The organism is Zavarzinella formosa DSM 19928, assembly GCF_000255705.1.
Lineage (GTDB): Bacteria > Planctomycetota > Planctomycetia > Gemmatales > Gemmataceae > Zavarzinella > Zavarzinella formosa.
This window is the reverse complement of the sequence record NZ_JH636441.1, coordinates 775,393-792,658: the sequence shown is the minus strand read 5'-3', so window position 1 is coordinate 792,658 and position 17,266 is coordinate 775,393. Positions and strand designations below refer to the sequence as shown.

The 17,266-nt window shown below is 58.1% G+C and carries 16 protein-coding genes; 6 read left to right on the top strand and 10 right to left on the bottom strand.

Going from position 1 to position 17,266, the window contains the following annotated elements:
* Both BGIM_RS51345 and BGIM_RS0119665 read left to right on the top strand, forming a co-directional pair.
* A partial coding sequence (locus tag BGIM_RS51345) for a hypothetical protein (RefSeq protein WP_238537680.1) occupies positions 1-197 on the top strand: 197 nt, incomplete at its 5' end.
* 229 nt (positions 198-426) lie between these two features.
* On the top strand, positions 427-840 hold the full coding sequence (locus BGIM_RS0119665; RefSeq protein ID WP_020471441.1) for a response regulator: 414 nt from the start codon (positions 427-429) through the stop codon (positions 838-840).
* Positions 841-1,075: 235 nt separating this feature from the next.
* Here the strand turns inward: BGIM_RS0119665 and BGIM_RS0119660 are convergent, their stop codons facing one another.
* Both BGIM_RS0119660 and BGIM_RS0119655 read right to left on the bottom strand, forming a co-directional pair.
* Positions 1,076-1,474 (bottom strand): hypothetical protein, encoded by a 399-nt coding sequence (locus BGIM_RS0119660; protein WP_020471440.1) that lies wholly within the window; start codon positions 1,472-1,474, stop codon positions 1,076-1,078.
* 203 nt (positions 1,475-1,677) lie between these two features.
* Positions 1,678-1,866, bottom strand: coding sequence for a hypothetical protein (locus tag BGIM_RS0119655; RefSeq protein ID WP_020471439.1), 189 nt, complete (start codon positions 1,864-1,866; stop codon positions 1,678-1,680).
* Positions 1,867-2,452: 586 nt separating this feature from the next.
* Between BGIM_RS0119655 and BGIM_RS0119650 the strand changes: the two genes are divergently transcribed.
* The 3 genes from BGIM_RS0119650 (at position 2,453) to BGIM_RS0119640 (ending at position 4,801) form a co-directional block, all read left to right on the top strand.
* Entirely contained in the window at positions 2,453-3,688 is a 1,236-nt protein-coding gene (locus BGIM_RS0119650) for a glucoamylase family protein (protein WP_020471438.1), read from the top strand.
* Between the two features lie 62 nt (positions 3,689-3,750).
* Positions 3,751-4,248: a hypothetical protein gene (locus BGIM_RS0119645; protein ID WP_020471437.1), complete on the top strand. Its 498-nt coding sequence runs from the start codon at positions 3,751-3,753 to the stop codon at positions 4,246-4,248.
* A 256-nt stretch (positions 4,249-4,504) separates the two neighbouring features.
* Positions 4,505-4,801 carry an RNA recognition motif domain-containing protein gene (locus BGIM_RS0119640; RefSeq protein WP_020471436.1) on the top strand — a complete coding sequence of 99 codons (297 nt, stop codon included), beginning with the start codon at positions 4,505-4,507 and terminating at the stop codon, positions 4,799-4,801.
* Positions 4,802-5,029: 228 nt separating this feature from the next.
* On the opposite strand, the gene BGIM_RS63095 is transcribed toward BGIM_RS0119640, so the two are convergent.
* The 4 genes from BGIM_RS63095 to BGIM_RS0119620 all read right to left on the bottom strand — a co-directional run bounded on the left by BGIM_RS63095 (position 5,030) and on the right by BGIM_RS0119620 (position 8,120).
* Positions 5,030-5,896: a hypothetical protein gene (locus BGIM_RS63095; protein WP_157369255.1), complete on the bottom strand. Its 867-nt coding sequence runs from the start codon at positions 5,894-5,896 to the stop codon at positions 5,030-5,032.
* A 137-nt stretch (positions 5,897-6,033) separates the two neighbouring features.
* Entirely contained in the window at positions 6,034-6,513 is a 480-nt protein-coding gene (locus tag BGIM_RS0119630; protein WP_020471434.1) for a hypothetical protein, read from the bottom strand.
* Positions 6,514-6,838: 325 nt separating this feature from the next.
* On the bottom strand, positions 6,839-7,678 hold the full coding sequence (locus BGIM_RS0119625) for a hypothetical protein (RefSeq protein WP_020471433.1): 840 nt from the start codon (positions 7,676-7,678) through the stop codon (positions 6,839-6,841).
* The gene (locus BGIM_RS0119620) at positions 7,671-8,120 is read right to left on the bottom strand and encodes a hypothetical protein (protein WP_020471432.1); all 450 of its coding nucleotides are present in this window, start codon (positions 8,118-8,120) and stop codon (positions 7,671-7,673) included. Before BGIM_RS0119620 ends, BGIM_RS0119625 begins: the two co-directional genes overlap by 8 nt.
* A 793-nt stretch (positions 8,121-8,913) precedes the next feature.
* Between BGIM_RS0119620 and BGIM_RS0119600 the strand changes: the two genes are divergently transcribed.
* The gene (locus BGIM_RS0119600; protein WP_157369253.1) at positions 8,914-12,735 is read left to right on the top strand and encodes an AAA family ATPase; all 3,822 of its coding nucleotides are present in this window, start codon (positions 8,914-8,916) and stop codon (positions 12,733-12,735) included.
* Between the two features lie 496 nt (positions 12,736-13,231).
* On the opposite strand, the gene BGIM_RS0119595 is transcribed toward BGIM_RS0119600, so the two are convergent.
* From BGIM_RS0119595 to BGIM_RS0119575, 4 genes are all read right to left on the bottom strand, one after another.
* Complete coding sequence (locus tag BGIM_RS0119595) at positions 13,232-14,455, bottom strand: tyrosine-type recombinase/integrase (RefSeq protein WP_020471428.1); 1,224 nt, start codon at positions 14,453-14,455, stop codon at positions 13,232-13,234.
* A 23-nt stretch (positions 14,456-14,478) separates the two neighbouring features.
* Positions 14,479-14,757 carry a winged helix-turn-helix domain-containing protein gene (locus BGIM_RS0119590; RefSeq protein WP_020471427.1) on the bottom strand — a complete coding sequence of 93 codons (279 nt, stop codon included), beginning with the start codon at positions 14,755-14,757 and terminating at the stop codon, positions 14,479-14,481.
* 167 nt (positions 14,758-14,924) lie between these two features.
* Positions 14,925-16,088 carry a hypothetical protein gene (locus BGIM_RS0119585; RefSeq protein ID WP_020471426.1) on the bottom strand — a complete coding sequence of 388 codons (1,164 nt, stop codon included), beginning with the start codon at positions 16,086-16,088 and terminating at the stop codon, positions 14,925-14,927.
* A gap of 529 nt (positions 16,089-16,617) precedes the next feature.
* Positions 16,618-16,956 carry a hypothetical protein gene (locus BGIM_RS0119575; protein ID WP_157369251.1) on the bottom strand — a complete coding sequence of 113 codons (339 nt, stop codon included), beginning with the start codon at positions 16,954-16,956 and terminating at the stop codon, positions 16,618-16,620.
* Between the last annotated feature and the right edge of the window lie 310 nt (positions 16,957-17,266).

The window sequence follows — 17,266 nt, the reverse complement described above, 5'->3', positions numbered from 1 at the left end:
ATCAGGCGGTCTTGCGGGGTGACATGACTGTTCAGGACCTCCACGCCACGATGGTCGGGAGCTTCGACTTGGAAACTCGCATCCGAGGCGAAGGCAACGGGGCGGTTTGGATGGCGACGCTGGACGAGGCGGATGCGGGTATCCGGCGTTCGGCGCGGGAGTGGGTCGCGGAACGGGCTCCCAGAACGGACAATTAGTGGTTGCAGAATCTGCCGCCCTCCCTCTTTTGCCGCGTCATTGACGGCCGCTACATCACTTTTCAAATCGTCCAACGGATAATCGCCGGTTTCGCTTCAGTCCCGCGGCGTGTTTTCAATCGAAGACACCTCTTGACGCTTGTCGGCACACGACTTGCAATTGCTTTCCCGGACTCTCAGATGCGGGTCCTTATGTCGGACCTGTCCGCCTTCGCCCGGAGTTCCCGCCATGTCTCCTTCGTTCACCGACCCGCCGTTGCGCGTGCTATGCGTTGATGACAACCATGATGTCGCCGACTCCGAGGCTGACCTCCTGGCCATCTTCGGCTTCGACGTGCGGGCGTGTTATGACGGCGAAAGCGCGCTTCGCGAGGTGATGGACTTCCACCCGTGCGTGTGCCTGATCGACCTGAACATGCCGGGGATGAACGGGGATGAGCTGGCCGTCCGGTTGCGTGAACAGGAAGGCGGACCGCCTCCCGTTCTGGTGGCCGTTTCCGCCCGAAGCGACGAAAAGAGCAAGAAGCGAATTCAGGATGCCGGGCTAAATCCACTCCTGATCAAGCCGGTGGACCCTCTCCAGCTCGTTTCGGTGTTGAACGCCCTTTGGAAAACATGGGCTTCAAAATGCGCAAAAAACTAACGACAAAGGCAATTCAGATTTGCGAATGAATATCCGGGCTCGATCAGGCAGATTTTTGGATTTTTATTCTTGTGGGCGAGTCACCTGTGTTCGGCCGGGTGATTCGGAGTTCAACTGTTCGAATAGCGTTTCGAGTTACGACAGACCATCCGGCCTGACAATGCGCCCGTCTCAACCGGCTTCGCGCGACCGCTTACGGTCCCCCTCATGACCCCAAACTGCGATTTGGATTTGTTTAAAGGATCGCCTCCGGGCAGGTGTCTCGCACCAGGCGCATCATGAAATGTTCTCCGACAAACGCGGTCAGCAGCCCGAGCAGTTGTGCCACGATTTCGGTTCCCGCCTCGTCACCGACGCCATCCTGTTGATTCATTGCCTCGTCGAATCCTTCCAGTGACCCGTCCGCCCGAACTTTTACCGCGTCGAGACATGGGAATTCCCGTGAGGCAAGCATGAAGGCACGTCCCATGATGGAGCGAAACCCGGCGGCTCCCAGGAATTTCGAGAGCGGAACCCGCAATTTCTCACTGACTCGCGCCGTTTCGCCGATCAGCAGGTCGGACGGGTCGCGCGCTGCTTCAAGGGCGATCAACCGCCGGGCCAGGATCAGAATCGGAGGGCCAGCCGTGCTCATCGGACGTGCCTCTCACCACGGACCCGCGTCTTGGAAAGAAGTTCAAATCGCGGTTGTCGAGGGGACGCCCGAGGCCTGCCATGGCATTACGGGGTCGATCTGGATAATTTAAAATAGTAAATCTGAAGAACTCAGAATGCAAACTCCAATTTTAGCCCAAAGGTCATGGTTTCCGGCTCGGCGGGCAGACCGGGGTTGTTTGTTCAGGCGCCGAGCGGCGGCCACTGGCATTCCAGCCCCTCTTTCTCAATCTTCTCTACTTGCTTGGCGCTGAGACCGTAATCGACGGCCACTTTCTGGCGTGATGGGGCCACGCTCAGCCCCGTGTCCTGTAGCGCGACGAGGGCGGCAAACACCTCGCGTCTTCGCTCGACTAAAAGTGTCTCGACCATTCGTGATCTCCGGTTGGGTGGAGTGGTCATTTTACACCACAAGGCCTCGCGTGCCACAAGATTGGCGTGTTTGGGCCGGGGCGGCCGGGTGCGAGGCGTTTGCCGCCCTCTTCGAAACAATGCCTTGGCTGGTGAGGCGAGCGGCAGCCGCTCATGACCGATCTTCACGCACCGGCAACGAGCGTTCTCTGTCGTTTTGCCTTCCGTGCGTTGATGATGGCGATAGAAGCGGCGGGAATGATTCTCAGCCGGGACTGTTTTGAAATCATCAATCCGAAATACCACCCCCGACGCTCCTGCTGTCAGCTCAAACCTCTGGCGCAAGGTGAAAAACCAAGGCTCGCACCTCTGGCCTCTGCCGCTTCGCCATCGCGCGGGGGGCGCTTTGCGACCTTAACCCCCACGCGATGGCTACGCAGCGACGGCCGACGGCGCGAAAATCAGCGGAACGATTGTCGAATGCAAATGGACAACGAAATGATTAAGAAATGGCGGCTTCCTGAAAGACGCCCGGCAACCGGAAGGTATCCCTGGCGGGTCTCACCCGATCCAAAAGCACCGGTTGATTCACCCCACCGAGGGCCAAATGTCAAACGTCCGGGGGTTGAACGCCGTCGACCGCATGTTCCTCATGACGATTCAGCAGCAATCCCTTCGATATTTCCTCGAAAACCAAAGCCCGGACGGCCTGATCCTCGACCGCCAGGCCAATTTTGGCCCGTTGCGTCCGCTCACCCAAGGCTGGTGCAGCACGGCGGCAACCGGCATGGGCCTGATCGCCCTCGCGCTGGCCAGCCGGGAGCCATACCATTTGATCTCCCAATGCGAGGCGGTTGGACGCATACGCCTGGCGCTTCATGCCTCGCTGGAGAAATTGCCCGAAGACCATGGAATGATGCCCCATTTTTATGAGACGGACACGAACACTCCCCAAGGCCGGGATACGTTCAGCACCGTTGATTCCGCATGGCTGATCGGCGGGGCGCTCTGGGCGGCGGGGTTTTTGAAAGACGGCAAACTGGAGCGCCTTGCATCGCAACTTTACGAACGGGTCGACTGGCTTCACTGGACGGGCGGGAGGGAATCCGGTCTCCTCAATCACGGCAAGAATCTCAATGGAAAGTTTTTAAGAAACGCATGGGACCGGCTGAACGGGGAAACGATCCTCATGTATGTCCTCGGCGCCGGGGCGAAGGAGGATCGCGCGCTTCCACAATCATGCTGGAAGGCCTTGAAGCCCTTTTATGGCGAGGTGGCGGGGCTTCGCTTCAATAATGCCGACCTCGGCCTGTTCGCGTTCGGTTACGGGTTGGATTTGCTCGACATGGCCCGATGGCTCCCGCCCGGCGGCGTTGATCTCGCCGCCGAAGCCCGGATCGCGGTCAAAGCCAACTACCTGTTCTGCCGGGAAAAGGCGGCCAGATTTGCCACGTACAGTTATTTCTGGGGAGTGTCCGACGGCGACGGGCCGGGGGATCGAAACGGGAAAAGACCTTACCGGCGTTATGCTCCGGGGAGATCGGCGGACGGGACGGCTCATCTCAATGCGACGGTCGCCGCCATCGCCAACGCACCGGAAGAAGTCCTCGAAAATCTTGCCCGCGCCGACCGACACTCCGGCCAGGCATTACGCGGCCGCTATGGTTACGCGAATTTAAATTTGGATCGGGAGTGGGTCGGGGGCGATGCGGTTGGAATCGATGCCGGAGCCATCGTCATGGCCTTGGACAATTATCTGATGGACGACCGGGTCCGGCAAACATTCCATTCCCTGCCGAGCGTCGCCCTGGGAATGAGCCGGGTCGGGTTCACTTCGCAATGAAAGCGGATGTTCTCACATAGGTGCTGTATATGTAAATGAACTCGTCATCAAAAGGTCAGCCGATGGAACCGCTTTCGATGGAGGCCTCCAAGGGGTCTTCCTACCTCACAACGGCAATATGGTTCGCCGCCGGCGGGGCTGTCACGGCAATCTTCTCCGGGTCACTGGCGAAACTGACAACGACCGCCGAACTGCCCGAGGTTCTCATGGTCGGCATGGTGGTCCCGAGCTTCACATGGGTGGTCCAAATGGGCGCGTCTTGGGCTTTGATGTCGCCAGATCGTCGCCGTTTGTATTGGGGCGACCTCGGACGTATCTGCCTGTGGGGGTCTGTCGCATTGCTCCCGGCAGCGGTGATTAACCTTTTCCTGTCAAACGCCCCTCGTTGGCTGTCTGCGGCAAACGTCCTGGCGAGCGTGGCAATCATGGGGGCTGACCTGTTCCGACGGTCGGCCAGACACCAGACGCCGTGGTGGTGGCCGCTAAGTTGGTGCTGCACGATCACGGTGAACATGATGCTGTTCTTGATGGCGAGTTGGAGTTGGTGGGCGGCAACGTGACTCCAGACAATATTACTCGTCGACAAACGCAATCCGCCCGGGCAGTCATATACTGAACACATGGCGGGACATCCCGCCTGTCAGGCGATGACCATCCGCCTCGCACCGTCGATCTTGTTCTGCCGCTCTGAGCTTTCAACTCACCGCTTCCCACCAAGACCTTCGTTACGCAAGACGTGTTGTGATTGCCTGGCCGGCATCGGCCACTCTGGCCGCGCCAAATGTTCCAAGGCCGAAAGGCCCAAAGCGAGTACCTGTGAGCAAGAAGTTGTACGTCGGGAATCTGTCATTTGACGTCACCGAATCCCATCTTAACGAGATGTTCGGTGCGTATGGAGCGGTCAAGTCGGCCCAACTCATCATGGACCGGGAAACCGGCCGGTCGAAGGGTTTCGCGTTCGTCGAACTGGTCAACGACAAGGAAGCCGACGCGGCCATTTCCGGTCTAAACGGCCAGATGAACAGCGGACGGGCATTGACGGTGAACGAGGCCAAGCCGAAGGAAGACCGACCTCGCAGTGACGGGTATGGCGGCAGTGGTAATCGCTACTGATTCGTACCGAAATTTGAATCAAGCAAGCCTCCTACTTGCTTCTGCATGTCAGAGGCTTCTGTCGTTTCTTGGTTCGGCATTTCTCGATTTAATACTCTGTGTGGAAATCATCGAGTAATAACCGCTTGAAACTCGGAACGATCTTCGGAACCAAAGTCCAGACGGTTTTAACGTATCACGACCCAGCCAACTCGCCCTCGCCATTCTCTCCGAAGGAGAATGTTAACATTAGGCTGGCCTTAGCTTGGAATGATCAAGACTTCCCATAAAGCCATTCAAGAACAATATCCCCCGATGGAATGCATCGACAAGACGATCTCGTGGAACGTCGGCCTGTTTGGTCCCGGAGAGTTCGTTCATCAATTTTTCCACTTCAACCCCCACATTCTCGAAATGGTTTGGTGGTAGCAAAGGGTGCCCGCATTGTCTGCCAACCGAAATAACTTTCTCGGACCACTTGCCGGCAGGTTCTTGCGTTGGTCTTCGACGAACGAGTTCGGCAATGACTGCTCCGATGCACTCTCGCAGAGTGATTAGAATTGGGACAGAGCCTCCATCGGCGTGCATTGGGCGATCAAGTGATGCCCGAGCTTCACGCAGCAAGTCAATCGAAGTGCGTCGGCCGACGCCTCGTGAACCCAAACCGAGACGATGCATCTCGCTCAATCCTTGCTCAACCAGATCGTACCGATTCACCGTTTGTACAAGTAGGGTACGAGCCTCTTCCACCCGAACCGGCACGGGCGGGGATGACTGCCCGTAGAATATTGGCAACACACTGCTTGTTACGGCAGTCGTTCCGACAAAGCCTTGCGCACCCATTGATCCAGCGGAGGTGCTGACCGCTTGAGTATAAATTGCTGACTCGTGCCAGGACCGCCAAATATCCCCCAAGCGATTCCATGTTTCGGCAGGCAGTTGTTGTTCCGGCACCTGTCCTACAAGCTCTATAAGCGGGCCTGAAACGTCTTTTGCGAATCGCGCCGCCTGCACGATGTTTTGTCCAACTTGCTCTAGCTTCTGAGCTTCAGCGTTCACTCCAGAGAGGAGGCGAACAACTTCATCCTTTGTTGATCTGGCATTCAAGTCTGCCATTATCCGTCTCCTCTTTTTGTTCAGGACAATCAAGAACCCCAACTTTCAAGACAATGACACACCCGTACGGTTCGCGCACCTGTTCACGTTCCAGGCAGAACTTGTTTTCCAGCAGAAATTTTCCGTGCGGATGCCAATCAGTAGCTGTGGTACACGCGATCGGTTCGCTTCTCGATCAGTTCTTGCACGGCGTTCAACGCTTTGAACGCTCCTGATCTCATGAATTCCTCGAATGGCATGTCTGTGACAAAAGCATTATCGCCCAAAGCCATGTAATGCTGCTCGAATTTGTCCAACTGTTCTCTTACTTCCGAAGGGTAAAGTAGATAGTGAGGGGTCACCTTCTCGTGGAAAGATTTCATGAGAACCAAGTAGTCTTTGCGTGGCTCTCCGGATTCAAAAATCTGATCGAAGGCCTTCGACACGAACTGATACAGACTCTTGTTGGCTTCGAGAATATCCTTTTCATATACCTTGAGTCTTTCAACATTTAGCTGATGCAGGGAATCCATTCGCTGCTTCGTGATTGTCCCGACGAGGGTGAGAATACTTCCGATGGTCCCTCCCAGCACCCCAAAGGTTCCAGTCCAAAACCATGGCTCGGATAAAAACGACATAATGTCCCTCTACAAGCCGTCCCAATGGTACTTCGTCTCGTTCAAAGAGGGATTTTAGAAGAGCAATGCCGTTTCGGCTTCGCTGCCGCTCCCACCGCGACTCGCTGTCCGCTCGGCCCTTCGGACTGAATCGCTCCGCACGCTGACGCAAAGCCAGAAGTCACTTCTTCTTCTCCGCTCGAAGGGGCAAGCCAACAAAAGAGATATTCTTTGCCGGGGCGAAGATGGGTTTTAAGACGCAATCTCCCCCGCTCCCCGAGTAGGACGTGTGGCAGGTTGCTGCCAAGTTGGAGATTCGGCAGTGGAGGGATCGGAAGTATTTGGCTCAGTATGGCGGCTCGCCGGTCATTTTGCTTTTTTCCTTCGTTAGCTGCGCCTGCTTCTCACGCTGTTTTTTGGCAGCCGCCCTCTCTTGACGCTTTTTCTTCAAATAGGCACGCAAGGTTTCGGGGTCAAAATCGCCGTCGTGCAGCTTGAGGGTGTCTGTCAGGTCCTGAGTGCAACTGAAGACTTCCAGCGACATGTTTCTACGGTGCATGGTCTCAATGATGCCCCTCGCCGATTTGTACAAATCTCCACTCACGTACAGAAACGGCGACAAATGCTCTCCGGCTTTTTGGCGACTTTCCCTCGTTTTGACGTGATCGGGCATCATCTCGTGGACCAACCCAATAAAGCCTGCCACCAACTCGGCGAACGCCGACATGTGTTTGGCTTCGCCGAATGTCACCAACTCACCATGCACCAATGCCTCGTCGGTGTGGTATCCCTTCATGTCCGTCTCACGAACTACCGCCACATCAAGACAAACGTTTGCGTGATCCTTGCATGTTGCTGAATGGTGAAATGTTGCAACTCGAAGCTGGTGATGAATCTGGATAGTCTGGCCGCCTTTTTTACAGACTGCGTAACTGTAGTTTTCGGGCCGCCCACGCGTGCTGTACTTGAGCTGGAGTTGATTCGACTGCCCCGTCGCCGTCTTGGGATGCCTGAACGTCACTTCCCATTTTTTTTTGCGATACCAAGCGACGAGTGCCGCGAAAACGAACGCCTCGAACGTCTGATTCACCGTGTTGCCGAACTTTGTGGCGGTCGGCTTTTCTTTCTCGAAAAAGGCGATGAGACGTTTTTTCATTTCGCTCTGATCGAACCATGCTTCAGGCACTGATAGCCTCCCGAACGAGTCGATCCACAATTTCCCCAAGCGGAAGCGCTGAGTCAGACCACCGACGTATGCCATCGTCTTGGGTCATTCCCAGCAATTCCCTGCTGAGCCGGTCTCCCATCATCACGTTGTCATTGCGGCCTTGAAATATGGTGTTGCCGATGGCGAACCCTTGAGTGTCAATCGCCTGAAACGCGTCCGTTGCCAGGGACGCGGCTCTCGTCCCGTCGCGGAAAAAGCGAGACATCGCCACCACGAACACCGTCATTTGAATCGACTGGCGGCGCTCCTCAGTAATGACGGCCCTGCGCACCGTCATTGTGGTTCGTCGCCGCAACTCTTCTACGCTCTGGTCGATGCACGAGGCGATGTATGTGCTTAGCGATTCGAACCGGCTTCTCAGTCGGTAAGGCATGACGGCCAAGACTTCCCTCAGCGACATGGGCTTGTCCCCAAGTGTTGTTCAATGCGATTTTTGAGTCTGCAATCTATTGAACAGTCGGACACGTCTGGAGTCAAAGGTGAATCGAAATTATTCTGATTGACGAACCTTCATTCAAGCTGAGGCACTGCCCCTCTCCCCTACAAGCCCTTCGCTCTGCTCTCCTTCAGCTCCGCTCCGAGTAATTTCCCCTCCGCTTCGCGGATTCCTCGCGGGACAAAATACACTTCGGTCCGGGGCTTTTCTCTGCGTCCCCGCGTGGCAGTAGGTATCGCGGCTTCGCAGGGATGACCTTCAAAACTAACAAGGAGATTGACACCATGACCCAAGGAAAACGCTCCACACACCGCTTTTAGCATGAAGGACATATTCGGCCACCCCAAAGTTAATTCCCGATGGAGCATGTGCAGGTTGTTGCTGGTGATCGTGACCTTCCACATCCCCTCGGTGTCAACGAGGATGAATAATGTTTGCGATCTCGAAGCCGACCGCTACTACCTCCATCGCGGGGGCGTCATTCGACGGCATACCCCCCGCGATGGATGCTCCGAAGGCCGACGGGGGAGACCACTTTAAGACAAGTGTGCCTGATTCAATCGGAATGAAAGCCGTACACGGCATGAAATCGTAAAATTCACGCAGAACCTTGACTCGAACCTCGGTGTCCTGCCCAACAAGCTCCAAGTCGACATGGAGCCTGGCTGGCCCGTGCCGTCCTCATGCGCGATCAATAGGGCAGCGAAACTTTCTGATGGTGCGGGCCGGCCCTCGACAGTCCGCGGGATTATTGCAAATGGACATGTCTGCGACTTCATCCACGCCGGCCGACGTAGTGGTCGACGGCCTCCTTGCCGGGAAATCGTTCGCCGTCGGCAAAATCGTCGTCGGCCCGTTCGGCCCCAAGACCATGCGGCTTCTTACCGCCCTGTGGCAAGCCCGAACAAACCTCTCAAATCAAAAGGGGCCTGCTCAAGCCGTTGCCGCCCGCAACGCTTTTACTTCCGTCAATCAACCTGACGACAGCACCCCGCCCCCCAGTGTGGACCGAGCTTCGACACCACTACGGCTTCACCAGGACGATTTGGGGCCGCCCGCGGCCCGTTGGCGTCTACACCATTTACGAGCACATTCTATCCGTGGCTTGGGTCCGTCGGGCGAAACGATTTCGTTCGACTTCGACGGTGTGCCGATGCTGATCTACGGGCCGAACGGGAGCGGGAAAAGTAGTCTGCTCGGCGCAATCGGGTGGGTCCTGACCGGTCGCGCGGTTACAGACTGTGATACGGAAGACGACGGGAGCCATTTTTCGCTTTACGCCCGCGCTCAAGGCGGCGAACGCGGCCCAAAGATCACAGATTGGCCGATCATTCATAGTTTGCCTTCCGGCGCAAATCCCGTCACCGAGCCCCCGAATTGTTGGGCAGAGCTGTCACTCTGTTCGGAGGACGGCAGCCGGCGGCTCCACATTCGCCGCTCGCTTACCCAAGATGTCGAGGCTAGTGCCGACGGCGTCACATGGAAGCCTTGCCCGGACTTCGCGGCCCACGGCATCAGCCCTCTGGACATCCACCTTTCGGTATCCGCTGCAACGGTCTTCGGCCGCAAATCTCTGGAGTCTTCGCCAGACACCCGGCACCTGCTCAGCATGCTGCTCGGCTACGACTCTCTTGAAGACTTCGGCGGCCTTTTGACCAACCTTTCGTCCAACGTGACCAAGTTGTTGAAGGCGGAACGGGAAGGCGTCAGGACGGCCGGCGAACGACTCAAGCATTCGCTAAACCTCCTCCGAGGCATGTTGCGGGACGGCACCGAACTAAAGGCTCGGTTGGCTGAACTGTCGTCCGGCGAGGCGCCCACTCCGGCCCACCTGGAAGAGGTGGCCGCCGCCGCCGCCGCCGCCGTCAGCGAAGCCGAAGCCACGGTTGCTTCGCTCGTCGGGCTTGATGGGGGCGACGGCACGTCGACCGGCCTCGCCTCTTCCCTTACAGGAGCATGTCGGACACTTGAGCAACCCTTCTTCAGCGTTTTTCCCCGCCTGGCCGCCGTGGCAATCGCGGATGACCCCGAAGGGGCGGCCGCAGCTCTCGTCAGTTTCGAAGCGGCCGTTAAGGCACGGATCGCAGAACGGCTTGCTTGGTGGAAGAAGGAGTCTCTGCCAGGCAGCAATTCATCACTCCTAGTTCAGGCAGCGGCGCACTACGAACCGGGCGATCCGTTATGCCCGCTGTGTGACCAGGACATTACCGCTGGCGGTCTGCCGGCTCAACTGTCTGAACTGAAGAACGCCCCGGCAGACCTGCGTGCCGGATTAAAGGAATTCTTCCGCAATCTCTATGACGACCTTCAACAAGCGGTGCCGCCCGCAGTCGTACGGCTAAGTGAGCAGGCCCCTTCCCGCTGCCTGCGCGAAGACTGGTCAGCCATCGGCAGGAATCTTGGCCCACTGCTGACGAAGTTCCACGCCGAATTCGAGCCGTTGGTGCTGGCGATTGCGGACGAACTGCCGCCGATTGATTTTACAGACGATAATTTAATCCCGCCCGACGCGGACGCGGCCTTCGCCGCCGCCGCATCGCCATTAATGCTCGCGATTCGCAACGCACGTCGCGGGATCGCCGTATGCCGATGGGCCGCTTCGCACCTACATGACGTGCTGACACGACTGATAGCCATCTTGGCCGCCCCCGAGACCGAACCACCATCGCTCTTGGCGATACTCGCCCGCGGCAAAAGTTCCGCAGCTGATGTGGGACCACTCGCCGCAGTCCGAGACGGTCTGAAGGCGGCCGCCGCTGCGGCGACGTCGCTTATTTCCGACACCACGGCGGTCGCCACGCTGGAGGAAATTCAAGAGCAATTGACCCCCTTGAAGGAAATCGGCAAATGGGCCGGTGCCGAACTCGGCCGGATCTTTGCGGCAATTCATGACAAGACCATCGAGAATTGCCGGAAGCTGTACCCGCACGCCAACCCCGAATTGACTCCCTCGCGTCTGCACATGAATAAGGGGCGGGACAGAACGGTAGAGGCCTACTTGGGAACGGTTGCTTTCGACGTTCCGGGACAGCACATTGCTAACGCGGGAATGCTGCGCGCCCTCGCGCTGTCCTTTTACTTCGCCCTGCTGGAACGCCACCCAGGCGGCCTGGCGTTCGTGGTGATGGACGACCCCATTCTCTCGCTCGACGACGATCACCGGGAAGCGTGGTCGGCCAACATCCTGAGTCCAATCATGGGAACGACGCAGATGATCGTTGCCACACACCAACGCCAATTCTTGACAAACTGCAAACAGGATTTCCGGGCCGGGCGCCTTGTCGAGTTAAACCCACGGACGCGTGCAAAGCGAATTTCGAAGCGCCCCGGGGACCGGCTAGAGCGCGCTGAGGAGATGTTGGCGACGGCGTTTACGAGTGTGCCGACCGAACTCCGCAAGTACCGCGAAGATTTACTGATCACGTTGGATGCATACAGCCCGACGAGTTTCTTTGACCAGAAGAATTTGTCCGGGTCACTGGCTGAGTACTTGGATTTTCAAGCGCCGCATCCCCTGGCGTCGCCTAATCAGGAGAAGATCGGCGTGCGGCTTAAGGGAGACAAGGTTTTGCGCGTTTTGGACGCCGGATCGCACAGCCGCACCGAACCTAACGTGACCGAGCCGATGGTGCGGGAGTGCCTCGCCGAAATGAGACATCTCGATGGAATAGTTTTGAGTGAGATCGAACGACTCGAAGCCGAACGTGTCCGCCTGCTAAGGGCACGGTCTCTTGCCATGCCAGCCGCCGCACCTGCCACGAATCCAGCAGCTGACCCGCCCGACCGCCTTGATATCGGGGACCAAGGTGCCGCTTGGAGCGGGCCTATCCGCCTTAAAATTATTGGGTCGGCGGCGGCCCAAACTCGCGGCTGCGTCGTTGACATGGCGATCGCGCCGACAGATTCGGAATTCGGCGAAGGAAGTGCTGTTCTCGTTGCCGACTCTACGTTATGTCCAATCGCTAGGCCTGGACAATGGGCGCTGCTATCGGGCGAAGCCGGGAACGGCGACTTGGTCGCGGCGGTTGACGTATACCGCAATCGTTATTTGCGTCGAGCGTGGTCGGCAGGCAGTTCTTGGCTCCTTGAGGCTGTCAACCCATCAGCGGGTGTACCCCCGGTTCGGCTCCGAAAATGTGACGTCACATTGAAAAGAGTAAGCGGCATTTGCTATGGCCCCAGGAAAGAGCCACGGCCCGGTGCTGGGAAATATCTCTCAGAATGGCTGCCAAGAAGTGATTTTAAACCTGCCTACATTGGGGGGAATTTCGGAGTAACAGTAGAAGGGCTGAGTCTTGATCCCATCGCTCAAGACGGGCAAATTGTGCTGGTCGGGCCGAAGCACAATCTGACGGCCGGTCCACTGACGCGAGGCTGTCTGGCCGTCATCGAGACGGATGACGGCCACGTCGGCAGCGTTATCAAGCGCGTGTTCGTCGGGGCAGACGTCTGGATTTTGACTAGTCCCAACCCGATTGAGCCAAGAGATCCGATTACCATCTCAAAGAAGAAGATCGTTGCCGTTTGGCCAGTTCGAGGCGTGCTGTTCAAAGTAACGACTATCGAAGGCACCGAGTAAGTGCTGAATGTGTGACGGCTATTTGCTCGACGGCCAACTCCCGCGCCTGCATCTCATCGCTCAACGCCACCCCGCCTGAGGAGCATTCCCCGGTAGCGCATCCGACCCATGGCAGCTTGCTCGAAAGCGAAAGCGAAAAGTGATTGGAGAAATACCTTCAGACGAGATTTGCTACACCTATAGCTACACCTGAAATTCAAAGCTGAGTCTTCCAAAATTGGTCATCATCGCAAAATCATATCAAATAGCTGTTTGCGAAATAAAAATTCAGCCGCTCACCACAAGGACGCCGCTTTGCTAAAGCGGCGATGGGCCAAAAGCCTATCCGGGGGTTCGAATCCCCCCCTCTCCGTCTTTCAGAAATCTCACTCCGCAAATCCCTATTTTCAAGGGATTTGCGATTTTCCGGTTGATTGACCCAGTTCAACTGAGTCAAAACTGAGTCAATCAACCACCCAAAACCGCCTTCCCAACCACCTCCGGCCATGCCCGCCGGTCAGCCATCCGTCCCACACTGGTCCGGTTCGCCGCCGACGAATCGCATGTTTCGCATCTGCCGCTGCGACTCCGCGTCGTGCAGATGATAGTATCTCGACACCATGTCACTGTCCGAGTGCCCCAGCCAGGTCTTGACCACCCGCTCCGGCACCCCGCCCGAGGCGCACGCCGAGCAGAAGTAATGCCGGAAGGAGTGCAGGCGTCCGTCCCGGAAGCCCGGTTCCCCCTCGGGATGGGGGAATTTCGGGGCCAGCGGGGTCAGCACGTCCCGGACCAAAATATTCCGCAGCGTGTCCGGCTTCAGCCGTCCCCCGCGCGGGCCGTGGAAAATCAGCCCGTCGGAGGATCGGGGCGTGGCGTCGAGGACGGCCCGCAGGTCGTCATTGATCGGAAAGCTCCGATCGCGGCCGCTCTTGGTCTGGCGGCCCGCCCGCCCTGTCGAACGCCGGGAACGCCGGGAGTCGTCGGTCAGCAAGATCACGTTCTTGGACAGGTCGACGTCACCCCAGCGCAACGAGGCCAGTTCGGAGATCCGCAATCCGGTACAGGCGAGCGCCAGCAGCACATCGCCCAGCCAGTTCAATTCCGGATCCGCTCGACAATGTCGCAGCATGGCGGCCACTTCGGCGGGGCGCCAGCACCACGTGGTCGTCCCCTGCGGCTTCGGCAACCGCAGGCGCACGTGGTGATCGGGGGGAAGATGTCCGTTCTCCGAAAGCCATTTGATGACCTGCTTCAGCGTGGTCAGTTCCAGATACTGGGTCGCGATGCCATACTCCTCCTCTTCGAGCCAGCAGGCATAATTGGCCAGGAAGGTTTCGTTCACCTCGTTCCAAGAAGCCAGCCGCCGTCGCGCGGCGAAGGCGAGAAACTTGTCAAAGACGGGCCGGTAGCGTTTCACGGACTGCGGTTTGGCGCCGCCCATGGAACGGGGCCGACTGACGTGGCCGACATACAGTTGGCGGCCACGCTCCAGCGGCACGGGCTCCAAGGCTGATGGCTGCAGAATCTCGGGCGGGGCCAGGCCGGCGTCGACGGCCCGCCGACGGTCGAGTTCGGCAAGCTCCCGCAGGGCTTCGGCCCGGTCGCGGGCGCCAAGGGAGTGGCGCCCTTGCGAAGGAGTGTTGCCGCGGCCATCCGCGTACAACATGCCGTCGCGTTGCGTGATGATCCATTGGAAATAACGGCAGGACACCAGGTCATTTTTGCGTCTGGCGGGCATGGGTTTCTCCCGGAGGTCATCCGCTAAGGCCGTCGTTTCCAGGCCGGGCGGGGGCCGCGGGGACGGTCATGCGGGGCGGGGTTGGGTCGGGAATCAAGGGCTTTCGGAACGGGGGAAGCCGGAATTTGCAGGGCGGCGGCGGGGATCAGCACTCGGGTGCCGGGGCCGCCGGGTTGCAGACGGGGGAGCGAGCCGTCCTTCAATCGTCGGCTGACAGTGGCCTTGGAGAGGCCGCTGCGACGGGCATACTCCGCGGGGGACAAAAACTCCGCGTCACCCCTGGCCAACGAGGCGGGATACATGAGAAAATGCCCGAACAATCTTCCGATGATTGGCGCATCGGTTTCGCGAGATGGAAAAGGATTCCCCTCGCCAGTTCCCGAGTGGCAGATTAACAGGTCAACTAATTTTTCAACAGAAAATAACGATCAAAAATCCGTCAATGTTAAGAATGTTTTTTGGGCAGGGATTACTCGTCGGAGCCAGTTTCCCGGGCAAGGGTGAAATCAGGCCGGTCGCGCAGATATTGAACAAGGTCAACGGCTTTGTCTGCGGACAATTCGAGCTTTTCGATGATTTCCATATTGGACAATCCCTTCCCGATGAGCAACAGGATGTCGGCCGCCAACGCTTCTGTACCGTCGGAGGGAGCCCGGCTCAGGGAGTCAAGGAACGAACCCGGCCGCTGGTCTCCGCCGGAAGTCAGGGCCGTCTCCGTCACCAGACGGGCCGACTGGCCGGACGCCTGTCGCAAACGGTAACGGCCGGCCAGCTCGTCCGTCGGTTTCAACAATCGAATTTTCGAGCGGCCCAGCAAGTTCCACCAGTCCCGATGGTCATAATCGCGTCCGATGATCGCTCGATAAGCCAGCCGGTATCGGTTGCGAACGGTCGAAAGGGAGAGATTCAGATTGGAAGCGACGAGAGTCTGTTTAAAGACAGAGCGTGGGTGGTAAACATTCCCCTTCCATCCCTCGATCATGTCCCACACCGCCATGTATTCATGCGTCTTGTCGTCCCGTCGGCGAGTTTCCGGGATTTTCTGGTCCTCCTTAAACTTTCTCACATATGCGAGGAATGTTTTCTCCAAAAGGTTTGTCGAGGCATGCGGATTGATGCCGATCAGTGGCCGGTTCACGCTCCGGTCGAAGCCTGCCGTCTTCGTGTTGGCCAGTTCATCCAAAAGACCGAAGATTTGGTCACCGTCGCCATCCGGTGTCTTTGACCGGCGGATGAGCAACTCGCCCGCCTCTTTGCAGGCCTGCGGGGGCAGATCTGCCAGCAGAATGTTCAACAGGCTGCGAAAGGATTGGGGGGCGATCGCCCCCTCGTCCCAGACCGCCCCCAAAATCGAATCTCCCGTCAAGGACGCGGCGGGCGTTTCCGGCGGCGGGTATTCGCCGCCGATTCCGATGGCCGCCAAGACCAGCCTGGCCGCCCGTCGTTGCGGCGTGTCGCCGGCCTCGCCGTCCGGGAGGATGTCGGGCTGCCCGGCCACGTGCCAGAAACTCAGGTAATACGGATGCCGACGGGTGAGTTCCCAGCGGTCGGTGAGCGTGTGCCGCATCAACTCGGGAATCGGCTTGGGCATCAGCCACTCGCCGACCCGGTCGGGGGGAAACAGTTCATCCATTGGTTGGTTTCCTGAGCAGTGGAACGATCACCCGGGCTGAAATACGGTCGTTTGGCTCAATCTAATGCCGGACTGCGTTTTTGGTGATTTCTCCATTCTCTGGAAAATCCTTCCTGTTGTCCGTCTTAAAGACAGCCTGACACTGATGAGAAGACACTGACTGGCCATTCGAATCGCCGGTCGGCGAAAAACATTCATATGAGAATCTTTTGCCCCGTAAATTACGCAACAATTAGGTTTTGTCTGGAGTTGAATTCGAGTGCGGGCTTCTCTCTTCCTGACAACCGTTTCAAAAAGGCACGAAATTCGAGTTGCCATTTCAACGCAGTCCTTGCGGGACAAAGAAGCTCGTGGTCCAAGGCCCTTCACACGACCGGTCAGTGAGGAGTGGGAAGCCATGCGAATGTCCGACGGTTGGACAAGCGGCGATGAACCGACATTACCTTCGCAAACTTGTCGGACAACGTTCGCGGTCATTTGGGGCATTGATCAGAAACGAAAGGACACTTGTTGCTCGCCGGCCCGGTGATCAGAGCCGGAAGAAGTCCATGACCCCCAGCACGACCAGCCTGGAGACAAACGAGGCGGCCGCCAGGCAGCCAAACAAGACGACGGCTTTTCCGGTCTTGAGTCCCAAGCGGCCAAACACGGCCCACGCCCAGACCGCCAGGCCCAGGACATACCCGGCCGGGAAGGGGATGAACGAGGCCAGGGCCGCGGCTCCAATGGCGACCATGGCGGTGGTGCGATACGAGGGGACGAGGGCCGGGTCCGGCCCGTTGAACGTGTTGCGGAACACGGCGACGGACACCAGCCAGCAGGCGGTTTTCAAGACGACAAACACAAGCAGGGCCGCCAGATAAACCATGACGTAGTCCTCGAATGGAACGAAGAAGGAAAACGGGCGAGCGATCAAAGCCAGTGCAATTGGAAGGGAGCGAACCAACAGGAGACCGAAGCAGGCCGGGATTTGGTTTGCGCGGACTGGGACATCCCGCGAAGGATGCCGGACCGGCCAAACCATTCCCCGGCGAGTCGTGTCCATGTCCCCGCGCCCGCTCCCGACGATCAGTTCACATCGGGGAGGCCAAAGGCCGTCAGGGAACGACGGAGCCACATCCCCGCCTGCGCGCCGACGGCGGCGCAGGCCCCGCCCACCCCGCCGACCACGGCGGCGA